Origin of the sequence: Amycolatopsis umgeniensis, assembly GCF_014205155.1 — a bacterium.
Taxonomy (GTDB): domain Bacteria; phylum Actinomycetota; class Actinomycetes; order Mycobacteriales; family Pseudonocardiaceae; genus Amycolatopsis; species Amycolatopsis umgeniensis.
In genome coordinates, this window is the sequence record NZ_JACHMX010000001.1 from 7,440,352 (window position 1) to 7,461,516 (window position 21,165).

22 protein-coding genes are annotated in these 21,165 nt (G+C 68.4%); 13 read left to right on the forward strand and 9 right to left on the reverse strand.

The features are described 5' to 3' along the window. The first annotated feature begins 3 nt into the window (after nt 1-3). Nucleotides 4-1,110 carry an NAD(P)H-dependent flavin oxidoreductase gene (locus HDA45_RS34710; RefSeq protein WP_184902592.1) on the forward strand — a complete coding sequence of 369 codons (1,107 nt, stop codon included), beginning with the start codon at nt 4-6 and terminating at the stop codon, nt 1,108-1,110. A 283-nt stretch (nt 1,111-1,393) separates the two neighbouring features. Here the strand turns inward: HDA45_RS34710 and HDA45_RS34715 are convergent, their stop codons facing one another. Further along, complete coding sequence (locus HDA45_RS34715) at nt 1,394-2,200, reverse strand: S1 family peptidase (RefSeq protein WP_184902594.1); 807 nt, start codon at nt 2,198-2,200, stop codon at nt 1,394-1,396. A gap of 347 nt (nt 2,201-2,547) precedes the next feature. Here HDA45_RS34715 and HDA45_RS34720 point away from each other — a divergent pair, with 347 nt between their 5' ends. The 9 genes from HDA45_RS34720 to HDA45_RS34760 all read left to right on the forward strand — a co-directional run bounded on the left by HDA45_RS34720 (nt 2,548) and on the right by HDA45_RS34760 (nt 10,043). Beyond that, nucleotides 2,548-3,324, forward strand: a complete 777-nt coding sequence (locus HDA45_RS34720; RefSeq protein WP_184902596.1) for a UTRA domain-containing protein — start codon at nt 2,548-2,550, stop codon at nt 3,322-3,324. 182 nt (nt 3,325-3,506) lie between these two features. Beyond that, nucleotides 3,507-4,619 (forward strand): TIGR03364 family FAD-dependent oxidoreductase, encoded by a 1,113-nt coding sequence (locus HDA45_RS34725; RefSeq protein WP_184902598.1) that lies wholly within the window; start codon nt 3,507-3,509, stop codon nt 4,617-4,619. After that, nucleotides 4,613-5,287 (forward strand): phosphonatase-like hydrolase, encoded by a 675-nt coding sequence (locus HDA45_RS34730; RefSeq protein ID WP_184902600.1) that lies wholly within the window; start codon nt 4,613-4,615, stop codon nt 5,285-5,287. Before HDA45_RS34725 ends, HDA45_RS34730 begins: the two co-directional genes overlap by 7 nt. Nucleotides 5,288-5,303: 16 nt before the next feature. Further along, nucleotides 5,304-6,323 (forward strand): 2-aminoethylphosphonate ABC transporter substrate-binding protein, encoded by a 1,020-nt coding sequence (locus HDA45_RS34735; protein ID WP_184902602.1) that lies wholly within the window; start codon nt 5,304-5,306, stop codon nt 6,321-6,323. Beyond that, nucleotides 6,320-7,381 (forward strand): ABC transporter ATP-binding protein, encoded by a 1,062-nt coding sequence (locus HDA45_RS34740; protein WP_184902604.1) that lies wholly within the window; start codon nt 6,320-6,322, stop codon nt 7,379-7,381. The genes HDA45_RS34735 and HDA45_RS34740 overlap by 4 nt, the downstream gene beginning before the upstream one ends. Then, entirely contained in the window at nt 7,378-8,178 is an 801-nt protein-coding gene (locus tag HDA45_RS34745) for a 2-aminoethylphosphonate ABC transporter permease subunit (RefSeq protein ID WP_184902606.1), read from the forward strand. Before HDA45_RS34740 ends, HDA45_RS34745 begins: the two co-directional genes overlap by 4 nt. Then, nucleotides 8,156-8,953, forward strand: a complete 798-nt coding sequence (locus HDA45_RS34750) for an ABC transporter permease (protein WP_184902608.1) — start codon at nt 8,156-8,158, stop codon at nt 8,951-8,953. The genes HDA45_RS34745 and HDA45_RS34750 overlap by 23 nt, the downstream gene beginning before the upstream one ends. Nucleotides 8,954-9,004: 51 nt before the next feature. Continuing rightward, the gene (locus HDA45_RS34755) at nt 9,005-9,481 is read left to right on the forward strand and encodes a hypothetical protein (RefSeq protein WP_184902610.1); all 477 of its coding nucleotides are present in this window, start codon (nt 9,005-9,007) and stop codon (nt 9,479-9,481) included. Between the two features lie 163 nt (nt 9,482-9,644). Beyond that, the gene (locus tag HDA45_RS34760; RefSeq protein WP_184902612.1) at nt 9,645-10,043 is read left to right on the forward strand and encodes a hypothetical protein; all 399 of its coding nucleotides are present in this window, start codon (nt 9,645-9,647) and stop codon (nt 10,041-10,043) included. 52 nt (nt 10,044-10,095) lie between these two features. On the opposite strand, the gene HDA45_RS34765 is transcribed toward HDA45_RS34760, so the two are convergent. The 4 genes from HDA45_RS34765 to HDA45_RS34780 all read right to left on the reverse strand — a co-directional run bounded on the left by HDA45_RS34765 (nt 10,096) and on the right by HDA45_RS34780 (nt 15,266). Further along, the gene (locus HDA45_RS34765) at nt 10,096-11,757 is read right to left on the reverse strand and encodes a FumA C-terminus/TtdB family hydratase beta subunit (protein ID WP_184902614.1); all 1,662 of its coding nucleotides are present in this window, start codon (nt 11,755-11,757) and stop codon (nt 10,096-10,098) included. A gap of 308 nt (nt 11,758-12,065) precedes the next feature. Continuing rightward, nucleotides 12,066-13,097 (reverse strand): sigma-70 family RNA polymerase sigma factor, encoded by a 1,032-nt coding sequence (locus tag HDA45_RS34770; protein WP_221471323.1) that lies wholly within the window; start codon nt 13,095-13,097, stop codon nt 12,066-12,068. Nucleotides 13,098-13,344: 247 nt separating this feature from the next. After that, nucleotides 13,345-13,770, reverse strand: coding sequence for a D-aminoacyl-tRNA deacylase (dtd, locus tag HDA45_RS34775; RefSeq protein WP_184902616.1), 426 nt, complete (start codon nt 13,768-13,770; stop codon nt 13,345-13,347). After that, entirely contained in the window at nt 13,770-15,266 is a 1,497-nt protein-coding gene (locus HDA45_RS34780; protein ID WP_184902618.1) for a DUF7782 domain-containing protein, read from the reverse strand. Before HDA45_RS34780 ends, dtd begins: the two co-directional genes overlap by 1 nt. Before the next feature lie 27 nt (nt 15,267-15,293). Here HDA45_RS34780 and HDA45_RS34785 point away from each other — a divergent pair, with 27 nt between their 5' ends. Continuing rightward, on the forward strand, nt 15,294-16,559 hold the full coding sequence (locus HDA45_RS34785) for an amidohydrolase (RefSeq protein ID WP_184902621.1): 1,266 nt from the start codon (nt 15,294-15,296) through the stop codon (nt 16,557-16,559). A 17-nt stretch (nt 16,560-16,576) separates the two neighbouring features. After that, nucleotides 16,577-16,930, forward strand: a complete 354-nt coding sequence (locus tag HDA45_RS34790) for a DUF3099 domain-containing protein (RefSeq protein WP_184906345.1) — start codon at nt 16,577-16,579, stop codon at nt 16,928-16,930. Between the two features lie 79 nt (nt 16,931-17,009). Here the strand turns inward: HDA45_RS34790 and HDA45_RS34795 are convergent, their stop codons facing one another. Genes HDA45_RS34795 through HDA45_RS34810 form a run of 4 tightly spaced genes read right to left on the reverse strand, consistent with a single transcriptional unit; the run spans nt 17,010 to nt 20,258 of the window. Continuing rightward, the gene (locus HDA45_RS34795; RefSeq protein WP_184902623.1) at nt 17,010-17,882 is read right to left on the reverse strand and encodes a carbohydrate kinase family protein; all 873 of its coding nucleotides are present in this window, start codon (nt 17,880-17,882) and stop codon (nt 17,010-17,012) included. Continuing rightward, nucleotides 17,879-18,796, reverse strand: coding sequence for a pseudouridine-5'-phosphate glycosidase (locus tag HDA45_RS34800; RefSeq protein ID WP_184902625.1), 918 nt, complete (start codon nt 18,794-18,796; stop codon nt 17,879-17,881). The genes HDA45_RS34795 and HDA45_RS34800 overlap by 4 nt, the downstream gene beginning before the upstream one ends. A 9-nt stretch (nt 18,797-18,805) precedes the next feature. Then, a complete protein-coding gene (locus HDA45_RS34805; protein ID WP_184902627.1) occupies nt 18,806-19,450 on the reverse strand; it encodes an HD domain-containing protein in 645 nt (214 codons plus the stop codon). Between the two features lies 1 nt (nt 19,451). After that, nucleotides 19,452-20,258, reverse strand: a complete 807-nt coding sequence (locus tag HDA45_RS34810) for a sporulation protein (RefSeq protein WP_184902629.1) — start codon at nt 20,256-20,258, stop codon at nt 19,452-19,454. 58 nt (nt 20,259-20,316) lie between these two features. Here HDA45_RS34810 and HDA45_RS34815 point away from each other — a divergent pair, with 58 nt between their 5' ends. Beyond that, nucleotides 20,317-20,559: a DUF3039 domain-containing protein gene (locus HDA45_RS34815; protein ID WP_005164469.1), complete on the forward strand. Its 243-nt coding sequence runs from the start codon at nt 20,317-20,319 to the stop codon at nt 20,557-20,559. The last annotated feature ends 606 nt before the right edge of the window (nt 20,560-21,165 follow it).

The following is a 21,165-nucleotide window of genomic DNA, read 5'->3' on the forward strand; positions in this document are numbered from 1 at the left end:
TTCATGCGGACGTCTCTGTGCGACCGGCTCGGGATCGACCTGCCGATCGTCGGGTTCACCCCGTCCGAACACGTCGCCGCGGCGATCAGCCGGGCGGGCGGCATGGGTGTGCTGGGCTGCGTGCGGTTCAACGACGCCGCCGAACTCGACGCCGTCCTGTCGTGGATGGACGAGAACACCGGCGGCAAACCGTACGGCGTCGACATCGTGATGCCCGCCAAGATCCCGGCCGAAGGGACGTCGATCGATCTCGCGAAACACATCCCGCAGGGGCATCGCGACTTCGTGGAGAGGACGCTGCGCGACCTCGCGGTGCCGCCGCTGCCGGACGACACCGACGAACGCGCGGGAGTGCTGGGCTGGCTGCATTCGGTCGCCCGGTCGCATGTCGAGGTCGCGCTGAAACACCCCATCCGGTTGATCGCCAACGCCCTGGGCTCACCGCCGGTGGACGTCATCGAGCAGTGTCACGCGAAGGGTGTGCCGGTCGCGGCGTTGGCGGGCAAGGCCGAGCACGCCGTCCGGCACGTCGACAACGGCGTCGACATCGTTGTGGCGCAAGGCTACGAGGCGGGCGGGCACACCGGCGAGATCGCGTCGATGGTCCTGCTGCCCGAGGTGGCCGACGCCGTCGGTGACCGCGTGCCGGTGCTCGCCGCGGGCGGGATCGGTTCGGGCAGGCAGGTCGCGGCGGCGCTCGCGCTGGGCGCGTCCGGGGTGTGGATGGGTTCCTTCTGGCTCGCCACCGAGGAGTACCTCCAGACGATGGGGGAGTCCGAGGCGATGCAGCGCGCGCTCGTCGCGGCGGGCTCGTCCGACACCGTCCGGACACGGATCTACACCGGCAAACCGGCGCGGCTGCTCAAAACGCGGTGGACCGAGGCGTGGGCCTCGCCCGACGCGCCCGAACCGCTGCCGATGCCCTTGCAGAACCTGCTGGTCTCCCACGCGCACAACCGGATCCACCACGCGGCGGATCCGAGTGTGGTCTCGATGCCGGTCGGCCAGATCGTCGGGCGGATGGACCGGGTGCGCCCGGTCGCCGACGTGATCGCGGAGCTGGTCTCGGGTTACGAGGAAGCACTGTCGCGTTTGGACAAAACCCGCTGACGCGTGCTGGGCTCGGGTTCGCGGGTCCGGGACGGGTTGCGAAAGCCACTTTCGCAACCTTGAACGTTGCGAAAGTGGCTTTCGCACCACATCGGCGCGGATCCGCGTGCAGGTCAGCCCGGCTGACGCCTCACTGCTGCTTCGGGTGTCGCGAAAGCCACTTTCGAGACATCAGACGTCCCGAAAGTGGCTTTCGCGACACCGCGAGCCCGCGCAAAGAGAAGGTCCCCTCCACCACGTCGTTGTGGTGAAGGGGACCTTCAGCGCATGCCGTGCGTCGAAGCTACAACCCGGCGGCCGCGTTCTTGATGGCGGTCGCGAAGGTGCTCACCTCGGCGTAGACGCCGGGAGCGCGCGGCCGCGCGCAGCCCTCACCCCAGCTGACGATGCCGACCTGGATCCAGGCGTTGGCGCTGTCGCGGCGGAACATCGGGCCGCCCGAGTCACCCTGGCAGGTGTCGACGCCACCGGAGTTGATGTTGCCGGCGCAGATCTCGGCGTTGGCGATCAGGTCGGCGTAGCTGCCGCCCTGCGCCTTGCAGGTCGCGTCGGAGACGAACGGGACGGTGGCCTTGAGCAGGTAGCGCTGCTGCGCCCCGCCCTCGGACGCCGCACCCCAGCCCGCGACGGTGAACGTGCCGCTGTTGTAGGCCGTGGTGGTCGCGATCGGCAGCGTCGCGATCCCGGTGACCGGGCTCGCGAGCTTGATCAGGGCCCAGTCACCGCCGGTGGAGGTGGGGTAGGTCGGTGACCGGTGCACGTAGGTCGACTTGACCTTCTTGGCCGAGCCGCTCTGCAGGTCCACCACGCCGAGGGTGGCGGTGATGCTCGTGTTGGCCCCGGTCCGCGACACACAGTGCGCGGCCGTCAGCACGATCTGCGAGGTGTAGAGCGCACCGCCGCAGCCCATGGAAAGCCGTACCATCCAAGGGAATTCACCCTGGGCGGCTCGGGTTCCACCGACCACGTCGGTGGACGGCGGCTGAGCGGCCGCGGCTTGCGGAGCCGTGGCGAGACCCGCCAGGGTTCCGGCCGCCGCGACGGCGATCAGGGTCTTTTTGAGCAGGCTGAACCGACGCTTGATGTCCAAGGGTTCATTCCTTCCGGCTGTCCACAGTGGAGGCAGGGAGACTGACTGCGGCCAACTGACTACAGCAGGTCGCCGATGTCGGGACAACCAACTTTCTTCGGATCTTTCGACCGATGATGGTGATTAACGGACGTTCGCCGCGTACTGCCGACCAATGGCGTAGCCCAGAGCGCCTAGCGCCGGTACTCCGGGACCGGTGGGCGCCGGAACCGCCGGAAGGCTGAACGTCGGAGCGAGAGGGGCGATCCGCCGAACGAGGTGCCCGTTTCGTCCACGAGTGTGAGCGTGGCATGAACACTTCGTTCGGGTCAGTACAGGCAAGGTGAATTCGGCCTAGGATCTGGATCGTGAAAGCGCGTTCGCCCAGACTTCATCCGCCCGCCGAAGGCCCGGTTCGGGACGGAATTCCCGAACACGGCCGCATTCCTCGCTATTACGCGGTCAAAGTCGATCTGCTCGACGTGATCTCCGAATTAGGGCAAGGAGCGGCACTTCCCACCGAAAGGGAACTATCCGAACGATTCGAGGTTTCTCGCGCGACGGTCCGCCAGGCCGTCGGCGAACTGGTGCTTGAAGGCCGTCTCAGCAGGCGGCAGGGGAGCGGCACCTACGTCGCGGGCCCCAAGCTCGTCCAGCCGCTCGCTTTGGTGAGTTACACCGAAGGACTCAGGAGGCAGGGCATTCAGCCGGGCCGGAATCTGATCTCTCTGGAACGTCGGGAGGCGGGCCCGTCGCTGGCTTCGGAACTGGAAATCGACCCCGAAGACGACGTCATCCACATCGAACGGGTGCTGCTCGCCGACGACGAGCGGGTCGGGCTGGAATCGACCTATCTCACCGCCGCGCGATTCCCGACCCTCATGGATGTGTTCGATCCCACACAGTCGCTCTACGCGTGTTTGCGGGAAAGGCTGGGCGTGGTCTTCGACGGCGCCGAGGAGCGGGTCGAGACCGTGCTCGCCACCCCTCGGGAGGCGCTGCTGATCGGGACGAACCCGGCGCTGCCGATGCTGCTGATGCACCGGACCTCCTGGGGGACCGACGGCGTCCCGTTCGAGCGCGTCCGGTCGCTGTTCCGCGGTGACCGGCTTTCGTTCGAGACCCGCTTGGGCCGCGTGGAGTGACCCCTCCGCGCATTTAGTCCTCTGGATGCGGTGTTTGCACTTTCAACGACCGCAAGCAGAGGACTGCTGGCGGTTAAATGTAACGCAAAGATAACAGGTCTGGTCCACATTTCGGAGGTACTTCACCTGGAGTTAGAACCGCGGTCACGGAGCGTTGGTGCGCGCAGGCGAGCGTCTGCGGTGTGCGAATCCTCATCATCGGCGGCGGAGTGCTCGGCACTCAGCACGCCTGGCAGGCCGTGGAACGCGGCCACGACGTCGTCCAGATCGAACGCGAACCCGAGGCCAGGGGCGCGTCGGTGCGCAACTTCGGCCTGGTCTGGGTCGGCGGCCGCGCCACCGGCCCCGAACTGGAGACGGCCGCCAGGGCCCGAGTGCTGTGGGAGCGCATCGGCGAACGTGTCCCGGGGATCGGCTTCCGGCCGAACGGCTCCCTCACCGTCGTCCGCACGGAGGCCGAGCTCGCCGTCGCCGAGGCCGCGGCCGCGAGCACGGAGGACCGCGGCTTCGAGCTGCTCGACGCCGCCAAGACCCGGGAGCTGAACCCGGCCCTGCGCGGTGACTTCCTCGGCGCGCTCTGGTGCGATCGCGACGCCGCCGTCGAACCCCGCGTCGCCCAGCCCGCTCTCCGCGCCGAACTGGCGAAATCCGGCCGCTACACCTGGGTGCCCGGCCGCGAGATCCGCGACCTGACCACCCGCGGCGTCGTCGACGACGCGGGTGAGACCCACGAGGGCGACGTCGTCGTGCTGTGCACCGGCGCCTGGGCCGGTGGCCTGGTCAAGGAGCTCGCCGGGCAGACCCCGGTGCGCCGGGTGCGGTTGCAGATGGCCCAGACCGAACCGCTCGGTGAAACCCTCACCACCACGGTCGCCGACGCGGACAGCTTCCGGTACTACCCGGCGTACCTAGGCACCGCGCTCGACGGGCTCAACACCCGCCAGCCGCAGGGTGAGATCGCCGCCGCCAACGCCATGCAGCTGCTCATGGTCCAGCGCCTCGACGGCTCGCTGACCATCGGCGACACCCACGAGTACGACGAGCCGTTCTCCTTCGACACCACCGAAGACCCGTACGACCATCTGGCCGAGGTCGCCGGGGCGCTGCTCGGGCGCCCGCTCCCGCGCATCGCCCGCCGCTGGGCCGGGGTCTACGCCCAGACCACCGACACCTCCCGGATCGTGCACCGCGCCCGCGTCGCGGACAACGCGTGGCTCGTCACCGGACCCGGCGGCCGGGGCATGACCTGCTCGCCCGCCATCGCCGAAGACACCGCCGAGGAGCTGTCGTGGTGAACACCGAACTCGTCGTCCTGGACATGGCAGGCACCACCGTCGCCGACGACGGCCTCGTGATCCGCGCCTTCACCGAGGCGATCGCCGCCGCCGGAGTGTCCGAAGAGGACAGTCGATACCCCGGCATGCTCGACTACGTCGTCGAAACCATGGGACAGTCCAAGATCGTCGTCTTCCGCGCGCTGCTCGACGGGGACGAGGAACGCGCCCGCCGTGCGAACACCGCCTTCCAGGACGCCTACGGGAAACTCGTCGCCGACGGCCACTGCGGGCCGATCCCCGGCGCCGAGGACACGATCCAGGAGCTGCGCGCCCAAGGCGTGAAGGTCGCGCTGACCACCGGTTTCGCGTCGGCCACGCAGAACGCCATCCTGGACGCGCTGGGCTGGCACGGCCTCGCCGACGCCGTACTGGCGCCGGGCGAGGGCGTTCGCGGCCGCCCGTTCCCCGACCTCGTCCTCGCCGCCGCGCTGCGGCTCGAAATCACCGACGTCCGCCGGATCGCCGTCGCGGGTGACACCCCGTCGGACGTCCGGACCGGGCTTTCCTCCGGCGCCTCGCTCGTCGCCGGGGTGCTCACCGGATCGGCGAAGAAGCCGGAACTGGAAGCCGCCGGTGCCACGCACGTCCTCGAATCCGTCCGCGACCTCCCCGCCCTGCTGTCCTAAAAGGAGCTTTGACGACATGAAGAAACTCGCGGCCGCCGCCCTCGCCGGGCTGCTCACGATCACCCTGGCCGCCTGTGGTGGTACCGCCGGCGGCGCTTCCGGCGACCAGACCGTCACGCTGTACACAGTGGACGGTCTCGAAGACTGGTACGCCCAGCGCGTCGAGGAGTTCAAGGCCAAGACCGGCATCACCGTCCAGGCGGTGACCGCCGGATCCGGCGAGGTCGCCTCGCGGGTGGAGAAGGAGAAGGCCAACACCCAGGCCGACATCCTGGTCACCCTCCCGCCGTTCATCCAGCGGGCCGCGTCGCAGGGCCTGCTCGCCGCCACGGCACCCGCCGGGATCGACCAGGTCCCCGCCGGGCAGAAGGACGGCCAGGGCCGGTACTTCGCCATCATGAACAACTACCTCAGCTTCATCCGCAACCCGCAGGCCTCGCCCAAGACCTGGGACGACCTCCTGGCCCCCGCGCTCAAGGGCAAGCTCCAGTACTCGACCCCCGGCGAGGCGGGCGACGGCACCGCCGTCCTGCTGCAGCTCCAGCACGTCCTCGGTGAGCAGGGTGCGCTCGAGTACCTCGCGAAGCTCGAAGCCAACAACGTCGGCCCGTCGTCCTCCACCGGCAAACTGCAGCCGAAGGTGGCCAAGGCCGAGATCCTGGTGGCCAACGGCGACGTCCAGATGAACCTCGCCTCGATCGAGAAGAGCGGCGGTTTCGAGATCTTCTTCCCCGCCGACGCGCAGGGTAAGCGGTCCACGTTCGCGCTCCCGTACTACGCCGGTCTGGTCAACAACGCGCCGCACGCGGAGAACGCCAAGAAGTTCCTGGAGTTCCTGCTCTCGCCCGAGGTGCAGGGCAAGGCCGTCGACGCCTTCGGTGCCCCGTCGCGGACCGACGTCACGCCGTCCGGGCCGCGGGCGGACAAGGTGAAGGCCGCCCTCGACGGCGTCGAGATCTGGCAGCCGGACTGGAACACCGTCCTCGCGAAGCTCGACGCCGACCTCGCCGCGTACAAGAAGGCCGTCGGCCGATGACCCCGGCGGTCGAGTTCCGCGGGGTGTCCGTCCGCTTCGGACAGACGACCGCCCTCTCGCCACTGGACCTCACCGTGGCGAGAGGGGAGACGCTGGCGATGCTCGGGCCGTCCGGCTCCGGCAAGTCGACGGCGTTGAAGGCGCTCGCGGGCTTCGTCGTGCCGAGCACCGGCCGGGTCCTGCTCGACGGCGAGGACGTCACCGAGCTGCCGCCGCACCGGCGCGGCCTCGGCGTGGTCGTCCAGAGCTACGCGCTGTTCCCGCACATGCGAGTGGAGGCCAACGTCGCTTTCGGCCTCAAGTCAAGGAAAACACCTCGGGCCGAGACGGCGGACCGGGTGGCCGAGGCGCTGGAACTGGTCGGGATGGGCAAGTACGCCCGCCGCTACCCGCGCGAGCTTTCGGGCGGGCAGCAACAGCGCGTCGCGCTCGCGCGGGCACTGGCCATCCGGCCGCGCGTGCTGCTGCTCGACGAACCACTGTCCGCTTTGGACGCCGCCCTGCGCGAGGACATGGTCGCCGAACTGCTGCGGCTGCGGGCCGAACTGCCCGACACCACGCTGATCTACGTCACCCACGACCAGGGTGAGGCGCTGGCGCTGGCCGACCGGATCGCCGTCATGCGCGACTCGAAGCTGGTCGAACTCGGGCCGAGCCGCGAGCTCTACCAGCGCCCGTCGACCGAGTTCACCGCGAGCTTCCTCGGCGCGTCCAACCTCATCGCGGTGGAGCTGCTCCACGCCGACGGCACCCGGGTGCGGCTCGGCGACCGTGAGCTGTCGGCGGATCCGTCCGGCACGATCCGGGCGGGACAGCCCGTCGCGCTCGGCGTCCGGCCCCATCGGGTCGGGATCACCGCGGTGGACGCCCCCGGCGCGCTGCCCGCCGTCCTGCGCGGGGTCCAGTGGCGTGGCACGGGCTTCCGGCTCGACCTCGAACTCGCGCACAACGGGGACGAGGTCCGCGCCGAGGTTCCGGACGTCGAGGGGCTGCCCGGCGTGGGAGAGCGGGTCGGAGTGTCCATTCCGGACGGGTGCCCGCTGGTGGGTATCGGATGACCCGTCGCGGCTGGCTCCTGCTGCCACCGGTGCTCGTCCTGCTCGGCTTCTTCGGCTACCCGCTGGTGCTGGTCGTCCTCCAATCCCTGGAATCGAAGACCGGCGAGTTCGGTTTGTCGGTGTGGCTGGACGTCCTGGGTTCGGCGGAATTCCGGGACGCCGCCTGGAAGACCGTCGCGCTCGCGCTCGGTGCCACCGCGGGCTGCGTGGTGCTGGGAACGTTCCTCGCGCTGGTGATCGCGTTCGTGCCGTTCCCCGGCGCGCGGACGCTTTCGCGGCTGGTGGACACCGTGCTCGCGTTCCCGTCGTTCCTCATCGCGCTCGCGTTCACCTTCATTTACGGCAGCGCGGGGATCCTGGGCGCGGGTGGGTTCCTGTACTCGCCGTTCGGGATCCTGCTGGCGGAGATCACCTTCTACACCCCGTTCGTGATGCGGCCGGCGCTCGCCGCTTTCGGGCAGGTCTCGACGGCGCAGATGGAGGTCGCGGCCAGCCTCGGCGCGAAACCCGGACGGGTGCTGCGCCGGGTGATCCTGCCGGAAGCCCTGCCATCGCTGGCTTCCGGCGCGTGCCTGACCATGCTGCTGGCGATGAACGAATTCGGCATCGTGCTGTTCCTCGGCGCCAAGGACGTCACGACCCTGCCGATGCTGGTGTACGGCAAGGGGATCGTGACGTTCGACTTCCCGCAGGCTTGTGTCATCGCCGTCGTCAACGTCGTGTTCTCCCTTGCCCTGTACGGAACCTACCGGCGACTGACGAAGGGAGGCCGCCATGCTGCTGTGGACCAGGCGTAGCCGTGTCCTGCTGTGGGTGGTGTTCGCGGTGCTGTTCACCGCGATCGTGCTGGCGCCGCTGCTGATGATCGTGCTGGCGTCGGTCGCCGGGAACTGGACGGGACTGCTGCCGGGCGCGCTCACCGGCTCGCATTTCGCGCAGGCGCTGTCCGGGGAGACGTTCGCGAGTCTTTCGGTGAGCATCCAGACCGGTGTCATCGCGTCGGTGGTCTCGGTGGTGCTGGGGACGTGGGCCGCGCTGGCCGCGCGGTCCGCGCCGTCGAAACTCAGGAAGGCCGTCGACACCCTGTTCCACCTGCCGATCGCGGTGCCGTCGGTGGTGCTGGGGCTGGCGTTGCTGGTCGCGTTCAGCCGTCCGCCACTGGCCTTCAACGGCACACGCTGGATCGTGCTGCTGGGGCACTTGATGATCCTGCTGCCGTTCTCCTACAGCACCGTCTCCGCCGCGATCGCGCGGATGGACCCGTTGCTGGCGCAGGCGGCGGCGAGCCTCGGCGCGGGGCCGGTCCGTGTGCTGCTGAGGGTGCGGCTGCCGGTACTGCTGCCGTCGATCTCGGCGTCGGCGAGTCTCGCGCTGGCGATGTCGATGGGCGAACTGGGCGCGACGATGATGCTGTACCCGCCGGACTGGCGCACGCTGCCCGCCGGCATTTTCGCGCTCACGGACCGGGGACAGGTGTTCCTGGCGTCGGCGAGCACGGTGCTGTTGCTGGCCGTCACGCTCGCCGGGGTGGTGATCCTCGGACTGGCCCGCGGGCGGGCGGCCCAGCGTTGAATGACACAGCGCTGATGCAACCGTTCACCGCGCTCGTTCCGTCCAGCCGCCATGAAGAACGCAGCGAAGATGCTGGGCGCGGGGCTCGTGCTCGCCGCGACGGCCGCCTGCGGCGCGGGCGGCCCGGGAGCACCGGAGAACACGAGCACCCCACCGGTCGTCACCACGCCCTCGGATCTGCCCACCTCCCTCCCGGCCAGCCCGCCGGTCGCGAAACCACCGGTCTCGCGACCGACCGTCGGCCCACCGCCCTCGGACAAGATGCTGCCGCCGTCGCAGGTCGACGCCAAGGTGCCCGCGCAGGTCAGCGCCGAGAACGGCGGCTTGAACGTGCACGTCGAACTGAGCGGCTGCGACGAGGCGACGGCGAACCTCGGCGAGCAGAACACGCAGCGGGTCGTGATCAAGGTGAAGATCGATCACGGCGAACCGGGGCGGATGTGCCCGCAGGTCATCCGCTACGCCGTCCTGCCGGTGAAACTCACCGAGCCGATCGGGCCGAGGGCCGTCGTCGTGGAAGCGGGTTGAGATCATGTGCAACCCCACGGCGGCCTCGTTCCGTCCTAGCCGCATGAGGTACTTAACGAATGTCATCGGCCTTGGCCTGATCGTCGTTGCGGTATCCGCTTGCGGGGCGCAGAACCAGGCAGCGGAACCCGCGGCCGGACCCGGTAGCGGCACCCTGAGTACCGTGCCGCCGTCGCCGACCGCGCCGCCTTCCTCCTCGCCGACGCTCCCGCCGGTCAGCCAGCCCGGGCAGCCGGGCGCGCCGCGTCAGGAGGTTCCGGAGGGCAGCGCGAAGCTGCCGGACAAGCAGCTCGACGCGTCGGCGCTTCCCGCGGACTATCCGCGTGAGGTGTACACCAGCAACGGCGGGACGATCCTGAACATCCGCGGCCAGGAAGGCGGCTGCGGGCACGCGACGGCGGAGGCCGCGCAGCAGGACGGGAACCGGGTCACGGTCAACCTGACCGAACTGAAGGGCCAGACCGGCCAGATGTGCACGATGGACATCCGGCATCCGGTGATCTCGGTGGCGCTTTCGGCGCCGCTGGGGGAGCGGACCGTGGTGTTGAAGCAGATGCGGTGACGGCGAAAGGCCCCTTTCCTCGCAGTGGACGCGAGGAAAGGGGCCTTCCCGCTCAGCGGAAGCTGATCTGCAGCACCGGTTCCGAAGTGGCCTCGAAGAAGTCGTTGCCCTTGTCGTCGATGACGATGAACGCGGGGAAGTCCTCGACCTCGATCTTCCAGACCGCTTCCATGCCCAGCTCGGCGTACTCGAGGACGTCGACCTTCTTGATGCAGTCCTGCGCGAGCCGCGCGGCCGGGCCGCCGATCGAACCGAGGTAGAACCCGCCGTGCTCGTTGCACGCCGAGGTCACCTTCTTCGACCGGTTGCCCTTCGCCAGCATCACCAGCGAGCCGCCCGCGGCCTGGAACTGCTCGACGTAGGAGTCCATCCGGCCCGCGGTGGTCGGCCCGAAGGAACCCGACGCGTAGCCCTCGGGAGTCTTCGCCGGGCCCGCGTAGTACACGGGGTGGTCGCGAAGGTACTGAGGCATTTCTTCGCCCGCGTCCAGCCGCTCGGCGATCTTCGCGTGCGCGATGTCGCGGGCGACGACGAGCGGGCCGGTCAGTGACAGGCGCGTCTTCACCGGCAACCGCGAGAGCTGCGCGCGGATCTCGTCCATCGGGCGGTTGAGGTCGACGGCCACCACCTCGTCGGACAGGTCGTCCTCGGTGACGTCCGGCAGGAACCGCGCCGGGTCGCGCTCGAGCTGCTCCAGGAAGACACCGTCGGCGGTGATCTTCGCCTTGGCCTGGCGGTCGGCCGAACACGAGACGGCGACGCCGACCGGGCAGGACGCGCCGTGGCGCGGCAGGCGGATCACGCGAACGTCGTGGCAGAAGTACTTGCCGCCGAACTGCGCGCCGATGCCGAACTGGCGCGTCATCTCCAGCACCTGCTGTTCGAGGTCGACGTCACGGAAACCGTGGCCCAGCTCGGAACCCTCGGTGGGCAGGTCGTCGAGATAGCGGGCCGAGGCCAGCTTCGCGACCTTCAGGTTGAACTCCGCCGACGTACCGCCGACGACGATCGCGAGGTGGTACGGCGGGCAGGCGGCGGTACCGAGGCTGCGCAGTTTCTCGTCGAGGAACTTCGCGAGCCTCTTCGGGTTCAGGACCGCTTTGGTTTCCTGATAGAGGAACGTCTTGTTCGCGCTGCCGCCGCCCTTGGCCATGAACAGGAATTCATAGCTGGGAACTTCGGATTGACCATCTTTGTGATAGAGCTCGATCTGCGCGGGCAAGTTGGTGCCCGTATTTCGCTCATCCCAGAAATTCACCGGCGCCATCTGCGAATAGCGCAGATTCAACTCCTGATAGGCGTCGAAAATGCCCCGCGACAGCGCGCGCTCGTCGTCGGCGCCGGTGAGCACGCCTTCGCCGCGTTTGCCGATCACGATCGCGGTGCCGGTGTCCTGGCACATCGGGAGGACGCCGCCGGCGGAGATCGCCGCGTTGCGCAGCAGGTCCATCGCGACGAACCGGTCGTTGCCGCTCGCCTCCGGGTCGTCGACGATCGCGCGCAGCTGCGCCAGGTGTGACGAGCGCAACAGGTGCTGGATGTCGGTGATCGCGGTCTTGGCGAGCTTGGTCAGTGCTTCGGGCTCGACCTTGAGGAATTTCCGGCCCGCCGCTTCGACGACCTCGACACCTTCGGCGCTGAGCAGCCTGTACTCGGTGTGGGTGTCCTTGGCGAGCGGAAGGACTTCAGTGTGCTGGAACGTGGTGGGCGCCACTGCGCGGGCTCCTTTGCCGGCATCGGGAACCCGCCCACGGTACAAGGCGGGTCCCGAGTGATCGGCGCCGCGTCCGGGAGCGCTAAAGCGGACTGCAATTCTCACACTGCATTTTGTCGCCGCGCCCCACAAATTAGTTCGGGAGGCCGGGCCCACCCCGACGGACCCGACCTCCCGGGGAAAGCGATCCGGGCGCGAACACCCGACCGCGAAGACTTATTACCTGCTCGACGGTCTCGTGACGCAGGTCATAAGTCAACGCTGCCGAACGGGTGTCGCTTTTTCGGCGCCGAAAGGCGCAGTGAGGACTACGAAGCGTAGGCGCGCAGGCGGTCGGCCCGCTCACCCTGACGAAGCTTCGACATGACCTCTCGCTCGATCTGGCGAACGCGCTCACGGGAGAGCCCGAAGTGCTTGCCGATCTGGTCGAGAGTGCGCGGCTGGCCGTCGTCGAGGCCGTAGCGCAGGCGGATCACCTGGGACTCCCTGTCGTCCAGCGTCGCGAGCACGCGGCGCAGATCGTCCTGGAGCAGACCGGAGATCACGGCGCTTTCGGCGTCGGTCGCCTCGGAGTCCTCGATGAAGTCACCGAGCGGGGCGTCCTCCTCGGTGCCGACCGGCATGTCGAGGCTCACCGGGTCACGCGAGTGGTCGAGCAGATCGGAGATCTTGTGCGCCGGAATGCCCGATTCGGCGGACAGTTCCTCGTGCGTGGCGTCGCGCCCGAGCTGCTGGTGCAGATCGCGCTTGATGCGGGCCAGCTTGTTCACCTGTTCCACCAGGTGGACCGGCAGCCGGATGGTGCGTCCCTGGTCGGCCATCCCCCTGGTGATGGCCTGGCGGATCCACCAGGTGGCGTAGGTCGAGAACTTGAATCCCTTGGAGTAGTCGAACTTCTCCACCGCGCGGATCAGACCCAGGTTCCCCTCCTGGATCAGGTCGAGCAGCGGCATCCCCCGGCCGGTGTACCGCTTCGCGAGCGAGACCACGAGGCGGAGGTTGGCCTCCAGCAGGTGGTTCTTCGCGACGTGGCCGTCACGCACGAGGGCGGACATCTCCGAGCGCCGCTTCGGCGTGAGGCTCTCGGCCGTGTCGATCATGTGCTGGGCGAACACCCCGGCCTCGATGCGCTTGGCCAGCTCGACCTCGTCGGCGGCGGACAGCAGTGCCGTCTTGCCGATTCCGTTGAGGTACACGCGAACGAGGTCCGCGGCCGGGCTCTGGGCGTCGAGGTCGGCGTCGGTGAGGGCCCCCGCGCTCACCGGCTCCTGGGTGGATTGCGCCGGGATACGGCGCTCGCGAATCCCGCGCGCTTCGCGTTCGAGAGTCTGGACTGACATTCTGCCTCCCCGGTCACGGGCTGAACGTGCTGCGGTGTGTCCGCCGGATCCGCCTCGGCGTAGCAAGCCCTGTGGAAAACCCGCTACTCCTCGTCGGCCCAGCTTGGCTGGACACTTTGCTCAACGCCGGGAGGTCCGAAAACGTTCCCGGCCGCTACAGAGGAGACGGGCGGCTGACCTGGGACGTTGCTCGACCAACCCTGAGCTTTTCCTGAGAATGCCCGTGCGGGGGAGAAACAAACGTGGTCTAGACCTCTACGAGGAGCGTGAAGGGACCGTCGTTCACGCTCCGGACCGCCATCATGGCCCCGAACCGGCCGGTCTCGACGCGCGCGCCGCGTTCGCGCAGGGCGTCGACGACGGCCGTCACGAGAGGCTCGGCGGTTTCCGGCCGGGCGGCCGCCGTCCACGACGGACGGCGGCCTTTGCGGGTATCGCCGTAAAGGGTGAACTGGCTTACGACAAGCAGGGGTGCGCCGGTGGTGGCACACGACTCTTCGTCGCGAAGTATGCGAGCTTCGTGAAGTTTGCGTGCCATCGTGGCGGCCTTCGTCACGTCGTCGTCGACGTGGATTCCCAGCAGTACCAGCAAACCCGGTTCGCCGATGGCGCCCGTCACCTCGTCGCCGACGGTCACGCTCGCTTCCGTGACCCTCGCCACCACCGCCCGCATCAGACGGCGGGCAGCAGCATGCCGTGCCGGACCAGTTCGCGGACGACGGGCAGCGCGGCGGCGGCCAGTTCCTCCGGTTCGAGGCCCTGGGCGGCCGCCAGGAGTTCGATCAGGTCCTCCAGGGGCAGCGCGCCCCGGCAGCCGGCGAGCAAGCGTGTGGCCAGCTCGTCGACCTCGTGCGACCAGCCGGGACCGTCGGTGCGGTGCAGCCGCTGGACGGTCGTGGCCCAGCCCTCGTCGCCCGGCTCGGCGACGCTTTCCAGCAGGACGCTCTCCGGGACACGGAACCGGGTGTCGAGGAGTGACTCCCCGTTGGCGCGCAGCCAGTCCACCCGGTCCAGCCAGTTCGCCGCCTCGGCGCCCAGCGGGTCGTCGTAGGCCTGCCGGAGGTCCTCGCACACGATGGTCGGGGTCTGGCCTGACGCCCGGCGCAGGGTGACGAAGCCGAAACCGATGCCTTGGACGTCGTTTTCGGCGAACCAGTCGAGCCAGTCGCCGGATTTCGCGCGGCCTTCGGGGGAGCGGGGGTCGATGCCCGCGTCGCGCAGCCACGTGCCGACGTACAGGCCCGGATCCGCGATGTCCCGCTGGACGAACCACGCGTCGGTCTCGGCGGGCAGCCAGCGGGTCACCCGGTCGCCCCAGTCCTCGCCCTCGACGTGCAGCCAGGACGCGAGGAGCTGGCCGCTGCCGCCCTCGTTGAGGAAGCCCGGCAGCTGCCGCACCACGAGCGCGCTGGCGTCGTCGCCCGCGAGTCCGGAGTCGCGGTAGGTGTAGTCCACCCGCGGCGGGCCGACCACGAACGGGGGATTGCAGACGATCCGGTCGAACCGGCGCCGCGCGACCGGCGCGAACCACTCGCCCCGGACGAGCTCGACGTCCAGTTCGTTGAGCCGGAAGGTGGCCGCGGCGAGCGCCAGCGCACGGGCCGAGACGTCGGTGGCGGTGACCTTCTTCGCGTGGCGGGTGGCGTGCAGCGCCTGGACGCCGTTACCGGTGCCGACGTCGAGCAGGCTGCCGACCTCGCGGCGGCTGGTCGCGCGGATCAGGTTGAGCGAGGCGTGCCCGACGCCGAGAACGTGGTCTTCGGGAACGGCCTCGCCCAGGACATCGGCGTCGAGGTCCGAGACGACCCACCAGGAACTCTCGTCGTCGCCGTGCGGGCGGACGTCGAGACCGGCCCGGTAGCCGTCGGCGGCGGGGACGAGCAGCGTGGCGGCGACGGCGTCGTCGACCGACAGTGGCGCGAAAGCGGCCTCGACCTCCTTCTCCGGCTCGGTCGAGCCCAGGAGGAACAGGCGGATCAGCGTGCCGAGGTCTCCGGCGTCGCGAGTCGCTCGATAGGCGGGTTCGGGTTCGCCGCGGCCGAGGGCAGCGTGCGAGGAGCCGAGGGCGCCGATCACACCGTCGGTGTCGTAGCCTGCCCGGCGGAAAGCGTCCCGCAGCCTCGCGCAGACGTCGTCGGACAGGTCGGGGAGGGCTGCTCGTGTGCTCACGTTAAGTAATACTGCCAGGATGAGGTGGTGAGCCTCGAAAGTGTCCTGGCACCGCTGCGCGCGGCGCTGCCCGGATTGGAAGACCTGTACACCGACCTCCACCGGCATCCGGAGTTGTCGTTCGCCGAAACCCGGACGGCCGCCGAACTGGCCCGGCGGCTGGAGGCCGACGGTTACGAGGTGCACACCGGCATCGGGCGCACCGGCGTCCTCGGCGTGCTGCGCAACGGGCCCGGGCCGAAGGTGATGCTGCGCGCCGACATCGACGCGCTGCCGGTCGAGGAGAAGACCGGCCTGCCCTACGCGAGCACCGCCCGCGGGGTCGACGCCGAAGGCCGCGACGTTCCGGTGATGCACGCCTGTGGCCACGACATGCACGCCACCTGGCTCTCCGGCGCCGCGTCGCTGCTGGCCGCCGGACGTGCGCACTGGTCCGGCACCCTGCTGGTCGTCTTCCAGCCGGGGGAGGAGGAAGGGGACGGTGCCGTCGGCATGGTCCGGGATGGCGTCTTCGAGCCCGGGGGCAAACCCGACGTCGTCCTCGGCCAGCACGTCGTCCCCGGCCCGGCGGGCTGGGTGCTGACCAGGCCCGGCGTGATCATGGCGGCCACCGACGCGCTGCGCATCACGCTGCACGGCCGGGGCGGACACGGTTCGCGCCCCGAGACGACCGTGGATCCCGCGGTGCTCGCCGCGTCCGTGGTGCTGAAGCTGCAGACCATCGTCTCGCGGGAGATTTCGGCGACCGAGTCGGCGGTGGTGACCGTCGGTTCGCTGCACGTCGGGACCGCGCACAACATCATCGCCGACCACGCCGTGCTCGAGGTCAACATCCGGTCGTTCGACCAGGCCGTGCGGGAGAAGGTCGTCGCCGCCGTCGAGCGGATCGTCCAGGGCGAGGCCGCCACCGCGGGCGCGCCGAAAGCGCCGGAGATCGAGCGCATCGGCACGTTCCCGGTCACCGAGAACGACGCCGCGGCCACCGAAGGCCTCACCGCCGCGTTCCGCGACCATTTCGGCGAGGGGCGCGTCATGCCCGCGCCGCTGGTCACCGGCAGCGAGGACTTCAGCGAGTTCGGCCGCGCCGCCGGGGTCCCGTCGGTGTTCTGGCTGGTCGGCGGGCTGGACGCGGATCAGGTGATCGCCGCGATGACGGCGGGCCGGTTCGAACAGGACATCCCGTCGAACCACTCGCCGCTGTTCGCGCCGATCCCGCATCCGACGCTTTCGGCCGGCGTCGAAACGCTCGTGGTCGCGGCCTTGCACCGGTTCACCCACCCAGGTGTCGGATGAGCCCGGCGAGTGGGAGCATGGAAGCCGGAGGTGGTGCTGTGAACGCGCCCGCCCACGGTCCCGAACCGAGGGAACCCGCTCCGGTGCTGATCACCGAAGCCGCCCCGTCCTACGAAGACCAGCTCGCCAAGCGGAAGCGGAAGTACATCATCATGATGTCGTTCCGCATCCCTTGCCTCATCCTCGCCGGGATCTTCTACGAGACCTGGTGGCTCGCGCTGGCACTGATCGCGATCTCGATCCCGCTGCCGTGGATCGCCGTCCTGGTGGCCAACGACCGGCCGCCGCGCAAGAGCGAAGAGGTCAACCGTTTCCAGGCGGAGCCGACCCGGATCGAAGGCAGCACGCATCGCGTCATCGACGGCGGCTGACGCGCTTAGCGTCCGGCTGTCCGTGAAGGCCTCCTTGAGGGACTCAGAGTCCCTCAAGGAGGCCTTCACGGACTTCCAGCTACGGCTGAGGGCCGACCTTCGCGACCGCGCGGGCGCCCAGGCGGGTGCCCGCGCGAAGAACCTCCACAGTCGACTCGCCGCGCAGCCACGCCGCCAGCACACCGGCGTCGAAGGCGTCCCCGGCACCGGTGGAGTCGACGCAGTCGGCGGGCTCCGAGGGCACCGAGGTGATGGTGCCGCCCGCGTCGACCCAGCTGGCGCCGTCGAGACCGGCGGTGACGACGACCTCGCCCACGTAGTCCAGCAGTTCCTTCGCCGCCGCCGGATCGCTCGACCCGGTCAGCGCGACCAGTTCGCTCGTGTTCGGCATCAGCAGGTCGACGCCGCGCACGTCGTCGAGGAAGCCGGCCGGATCGGTCATCAGCGTCGCCGCCTGCGGATCGACCGACGTCGTCAGCCCGGCCTTCTTCGCCGCCGCGAGAGAGGCGAGAGCCGCGGGCCGTGACGACGGGTACAAGAGGACGTAGCCCGAGAGGTGCAGGTGGCTCGCCCCGCTCAGCGCCTGCTCGGTGATGTCCTCGGGGGCGAACTTCGCGTTCGCGCCGCGGTCGGCGAGCATGCTCCGCTCGCCGTCGCCGTCGACGAGCACCACGACGCAGAACGTCGGGTCCTCGGGGTCCACCGCGAACTCGCAGCGCACGCCCGCCGCTTCCAGCTCGCTCTTCACCATGCGGCCACCCGAATCGTCGCCGATCCGCGCGATCAGCGTGGTCTCCGCTTCCTCGGCACGCAGCCAGAGCGCGGTGTTCGCGCCCGCGCCGCCACTGGTGAAGTGGACCTTCGCGCGGATGTCGCCGCCGTGCGGGATGGGGCCCTCGTGCCGCGCGACCACGTCGAGTCCGACGTCGCCGACGACGACGATGCCGCTCATGCCGCGTTCCCGGCGAGCGCGACGGCGACCTCGGTGGCCAGTGCCGCGTTGGACAAAACCAGCGCCTCGTTGGCGTCGAGGCTCACGCCGCCGCTCGCGGTGTGGAAATGCTCCAGCAGCACCGGTGTGACCTCTTTCCCGTGGACCCCTTGCGATTTCAGGAGTTCCAGTCCCTCGGCGAGCAGCCGGTCGTGCAGTTCCCGGTCCATTTCGGACGCTTCCGGGATCGGATTCGCCAGCAGTACACCGGAATCGGCGTGCGCCCGGTGCGCGGCGATGACCGCGGCCGCCTGCGCGGCGTCGTCGACCCGCCACGGCACCTCGAAGCCGGACGAGCGGAGGTAGAACGCGGGGAACTCGCCGGTGCGGTAGCCCAGTACGGGCACCGAGTTGGTCTCCAGCAGCTCCAGCGTCGCCGCGATGTCCAGTACCGACTTCACCCCGGAGCAGACGACCGTGGTCGGCACCTTCGCGAGTACGCCCAGATCCGCCGAGACGTCCCAGCTCTGCGCCGCGCCCTGGTGCACGCCGCCCAGCCCGCCGGTGGCGAACATGCCGATCCTGGCAGCGGCGGCCAGCGCGGCGGTGCTCGCGACCGTCGTCGCGCCGGACCGGCCGAGGCCGACGGCGGGGCCGATGTCGCGCAGGGAGAGTTTGTCCAGGTCCGCGCCGGGCGCGCAGACGCGCTCCAGCTGCTCGCCGGTGAGCCCGATCAGGGGGACGCCGTCGAGTACGGCGATCGTCGCGGGAACGGCGCCGCCGTCGCGCACGACCTTCTCCAGCCGCCGGGCGACGTCGAGATTGCGGCCGGGCGGGAGACCGTGGGAGAGGATGGTGCTCTCCAGTGCGACGACGGGGTCACCGTCGGCGAGGGCGGAGGCGACCTCTTCGTGAAGGGACAGTTGCGGAGTCACGAACGAACATCATCGGTGATGTGGGTCCGCGTCACGCCATCGGGTCAGCTCGCCCGCGAGGTTCTCCCGCGCCTTGCTCTCCCAGCGTGCCCGCGCGATCTCGCTGCGATACAGCCGCGGCCGGGCGAGCAGGCTCTCCAGCACGGTCGCGCGTCCGACGCGCCAGTCCTCGTCCGAATAGATCGAGTACTCCTCCCGGACACCGCTCGCGTACTCCTGGTAGCCCTCCGGTGAGGCGCCGAGAATCGCGAGGTCGGCGTCGAGCAGGGCGGTGGCGAGGAGGTCGTCGTCCGGGGCGGCGTGGTGGATCGTGCTGAGGACCAGATCCTCCGCACGGGTGATCTCGGCCTCGGGGACCCTGGCGTTGGTGAGCTCGTCACGGGTCCAGGCCGCGCTGGCCTGCTCGTCCTCGCCGGGGCGGGCGTCGTAGACGACGTCGTGCGTCCAGGCGGCGATGGCGACGAGGGCTCGCTCGCGGGAGCTCAGGCCGAAGGCGACGGCGAGGGCGCCGCTGTCCCGGGCGACGGCCTTGGCGTGCCGGAGATCGTGATAGCGGCGATGCGGTTCGGCGTAGCGGGTTTCGAGGTCGTTCCACGCGACGGCGGCGATCCGGTGATCGCCACCGAGCCTGGTGATCGCGGTCGGCCAGTCCATCTCAGTCGAAGATTCCGCGCGCTTTGGCCACTTCGTGCAGCCAGCCCTCGAGCTGCGGCTCCCAGTTGACCCGTTCCAGCGCCGCGTGGTCGACCTTGAACAGGCCGAGGAACTCCTGGCCGCGGCCGCCGAACCCGCCGCTCTTGGACACCCGGACCCGTTTCGTCACCTCCAGCACGACCTGCGTCTCCGCCGCCGAGGACAGGAAGGTCACCGCCACCGAGGTGAAGACGGGCGCGAACCGCGGCGAGGGGGTGAAGCGGATCTCCTGGAAGAACGGGAGCTGCTGGGTCGCGCCGTTGATCCGGCCGCGTTCCAGCACGGCCTCGCGGAAGACGAAGCCGATCCGGCTGAAGGCGTCCAAGATCCTTTTCTGCGCGGGCAGCGGCTCGATCGAGGCGCCGTCGACGTCGACCGGGTCGGTGACGGAGTTCGCGATGTCGAGGCTGGTCTGCAGGCCGACGGCCATCCCGTGCAGCGGTTTGCCGAAGACACTGGAGATCGGCGTCTCCCAGGGCAGGGCGACCTCGAACGGGATCCGGACCTGCTGGCCCGGTCCGATCCGCTCGCTGCCCGCCAGCTGCTGGGTGCCGAACTCGAGGTCCTCGACGCCGGGGGAGCGCTCGTCCGGCGTCTGGACGCGGGCGAGCAGCTTCACCGAGAGACCGTTGATCTCTTGATCGACTTCGCCGCCGAGCAGCAGGACCTCGCCGCGCAGGGGACGGCCGGGGGAGACCGAGCGGTCGAGCAGCCGGGCGTCGATCTTCGCCCCGCCCGAACCGAATGTCGCGAGCACCTTCTGGAACATGGGCGAGATCCTGCCAGGTCGCCGGTGTGCGCAGGAGGATTTGGGGCATTATGGAGGGGTGAGTACACAGACCCTTCCGAAGCCGGATACCCGTCCCGAGGGCACCGACGGCACCGATGACGACGCGCCGAAGATGTTCCACTACGTGCGCAAGAACAAGATCGCCGAAAGCGCGGTCATGGGCACGCACGTGGTGGCGCTGTGCGGCGAGGTCTTCCCGGTGACGAAGTCGGCGAAGCCCGGTTCGCCGGTCTGCCCCGACTGCAAGAAGATCTACGACGGTCTCAAGCCGGGCGACTGACGGTTGACGGTCCGGTGTCCGAAACCGGACAAAATCTGAAAATCCTTCACATGGTGGCTGCCCGTCCCGGTTTTCGCTGGTAATTCAGTACCCGCCAGCGAAAACCCGTCGGGACGGAGCCTTCATGCGCAGAACCGGGATTCGTGCTCGCTATCGCCCCCCCCGCGTTTATCGTCTGTTTTCGTTTTTTGTTTTATGTTAATTTTTTATTTTATTTGTTAATTTTTTTTTTTTGGTTCCGTTTTTATATTTTTGGGTTTTATTTGGTTCTATTTTTTTGTTTCGATTTTTTCTTAATTATGTTTTTACTCTCATTAAAAACTAAAAATATTTTAAAAAAAATAAATATAAATTGGATTATTCTTGTCGTTAATTCCTTTTATTTGTTTTTTGGGGTTTTTTTTTTCGTGTTTTTAGTTTCCTTTTTATTTTTATTTTTTTGGTTTATCGTTTTTTTTCGTTTTTATTAGTCTTTATGTTTTTAGTTTACGGGCGGTTCGGGTTTTGTTCTTTTTTTTTTATTTTGGTTTCTTTTTTTTTTTTGTTTTTTTTTTTTTTTTTCTTTGCTACACTGGTTTTGTTTTGTTTTGCTCTCTTTTTTTTTGG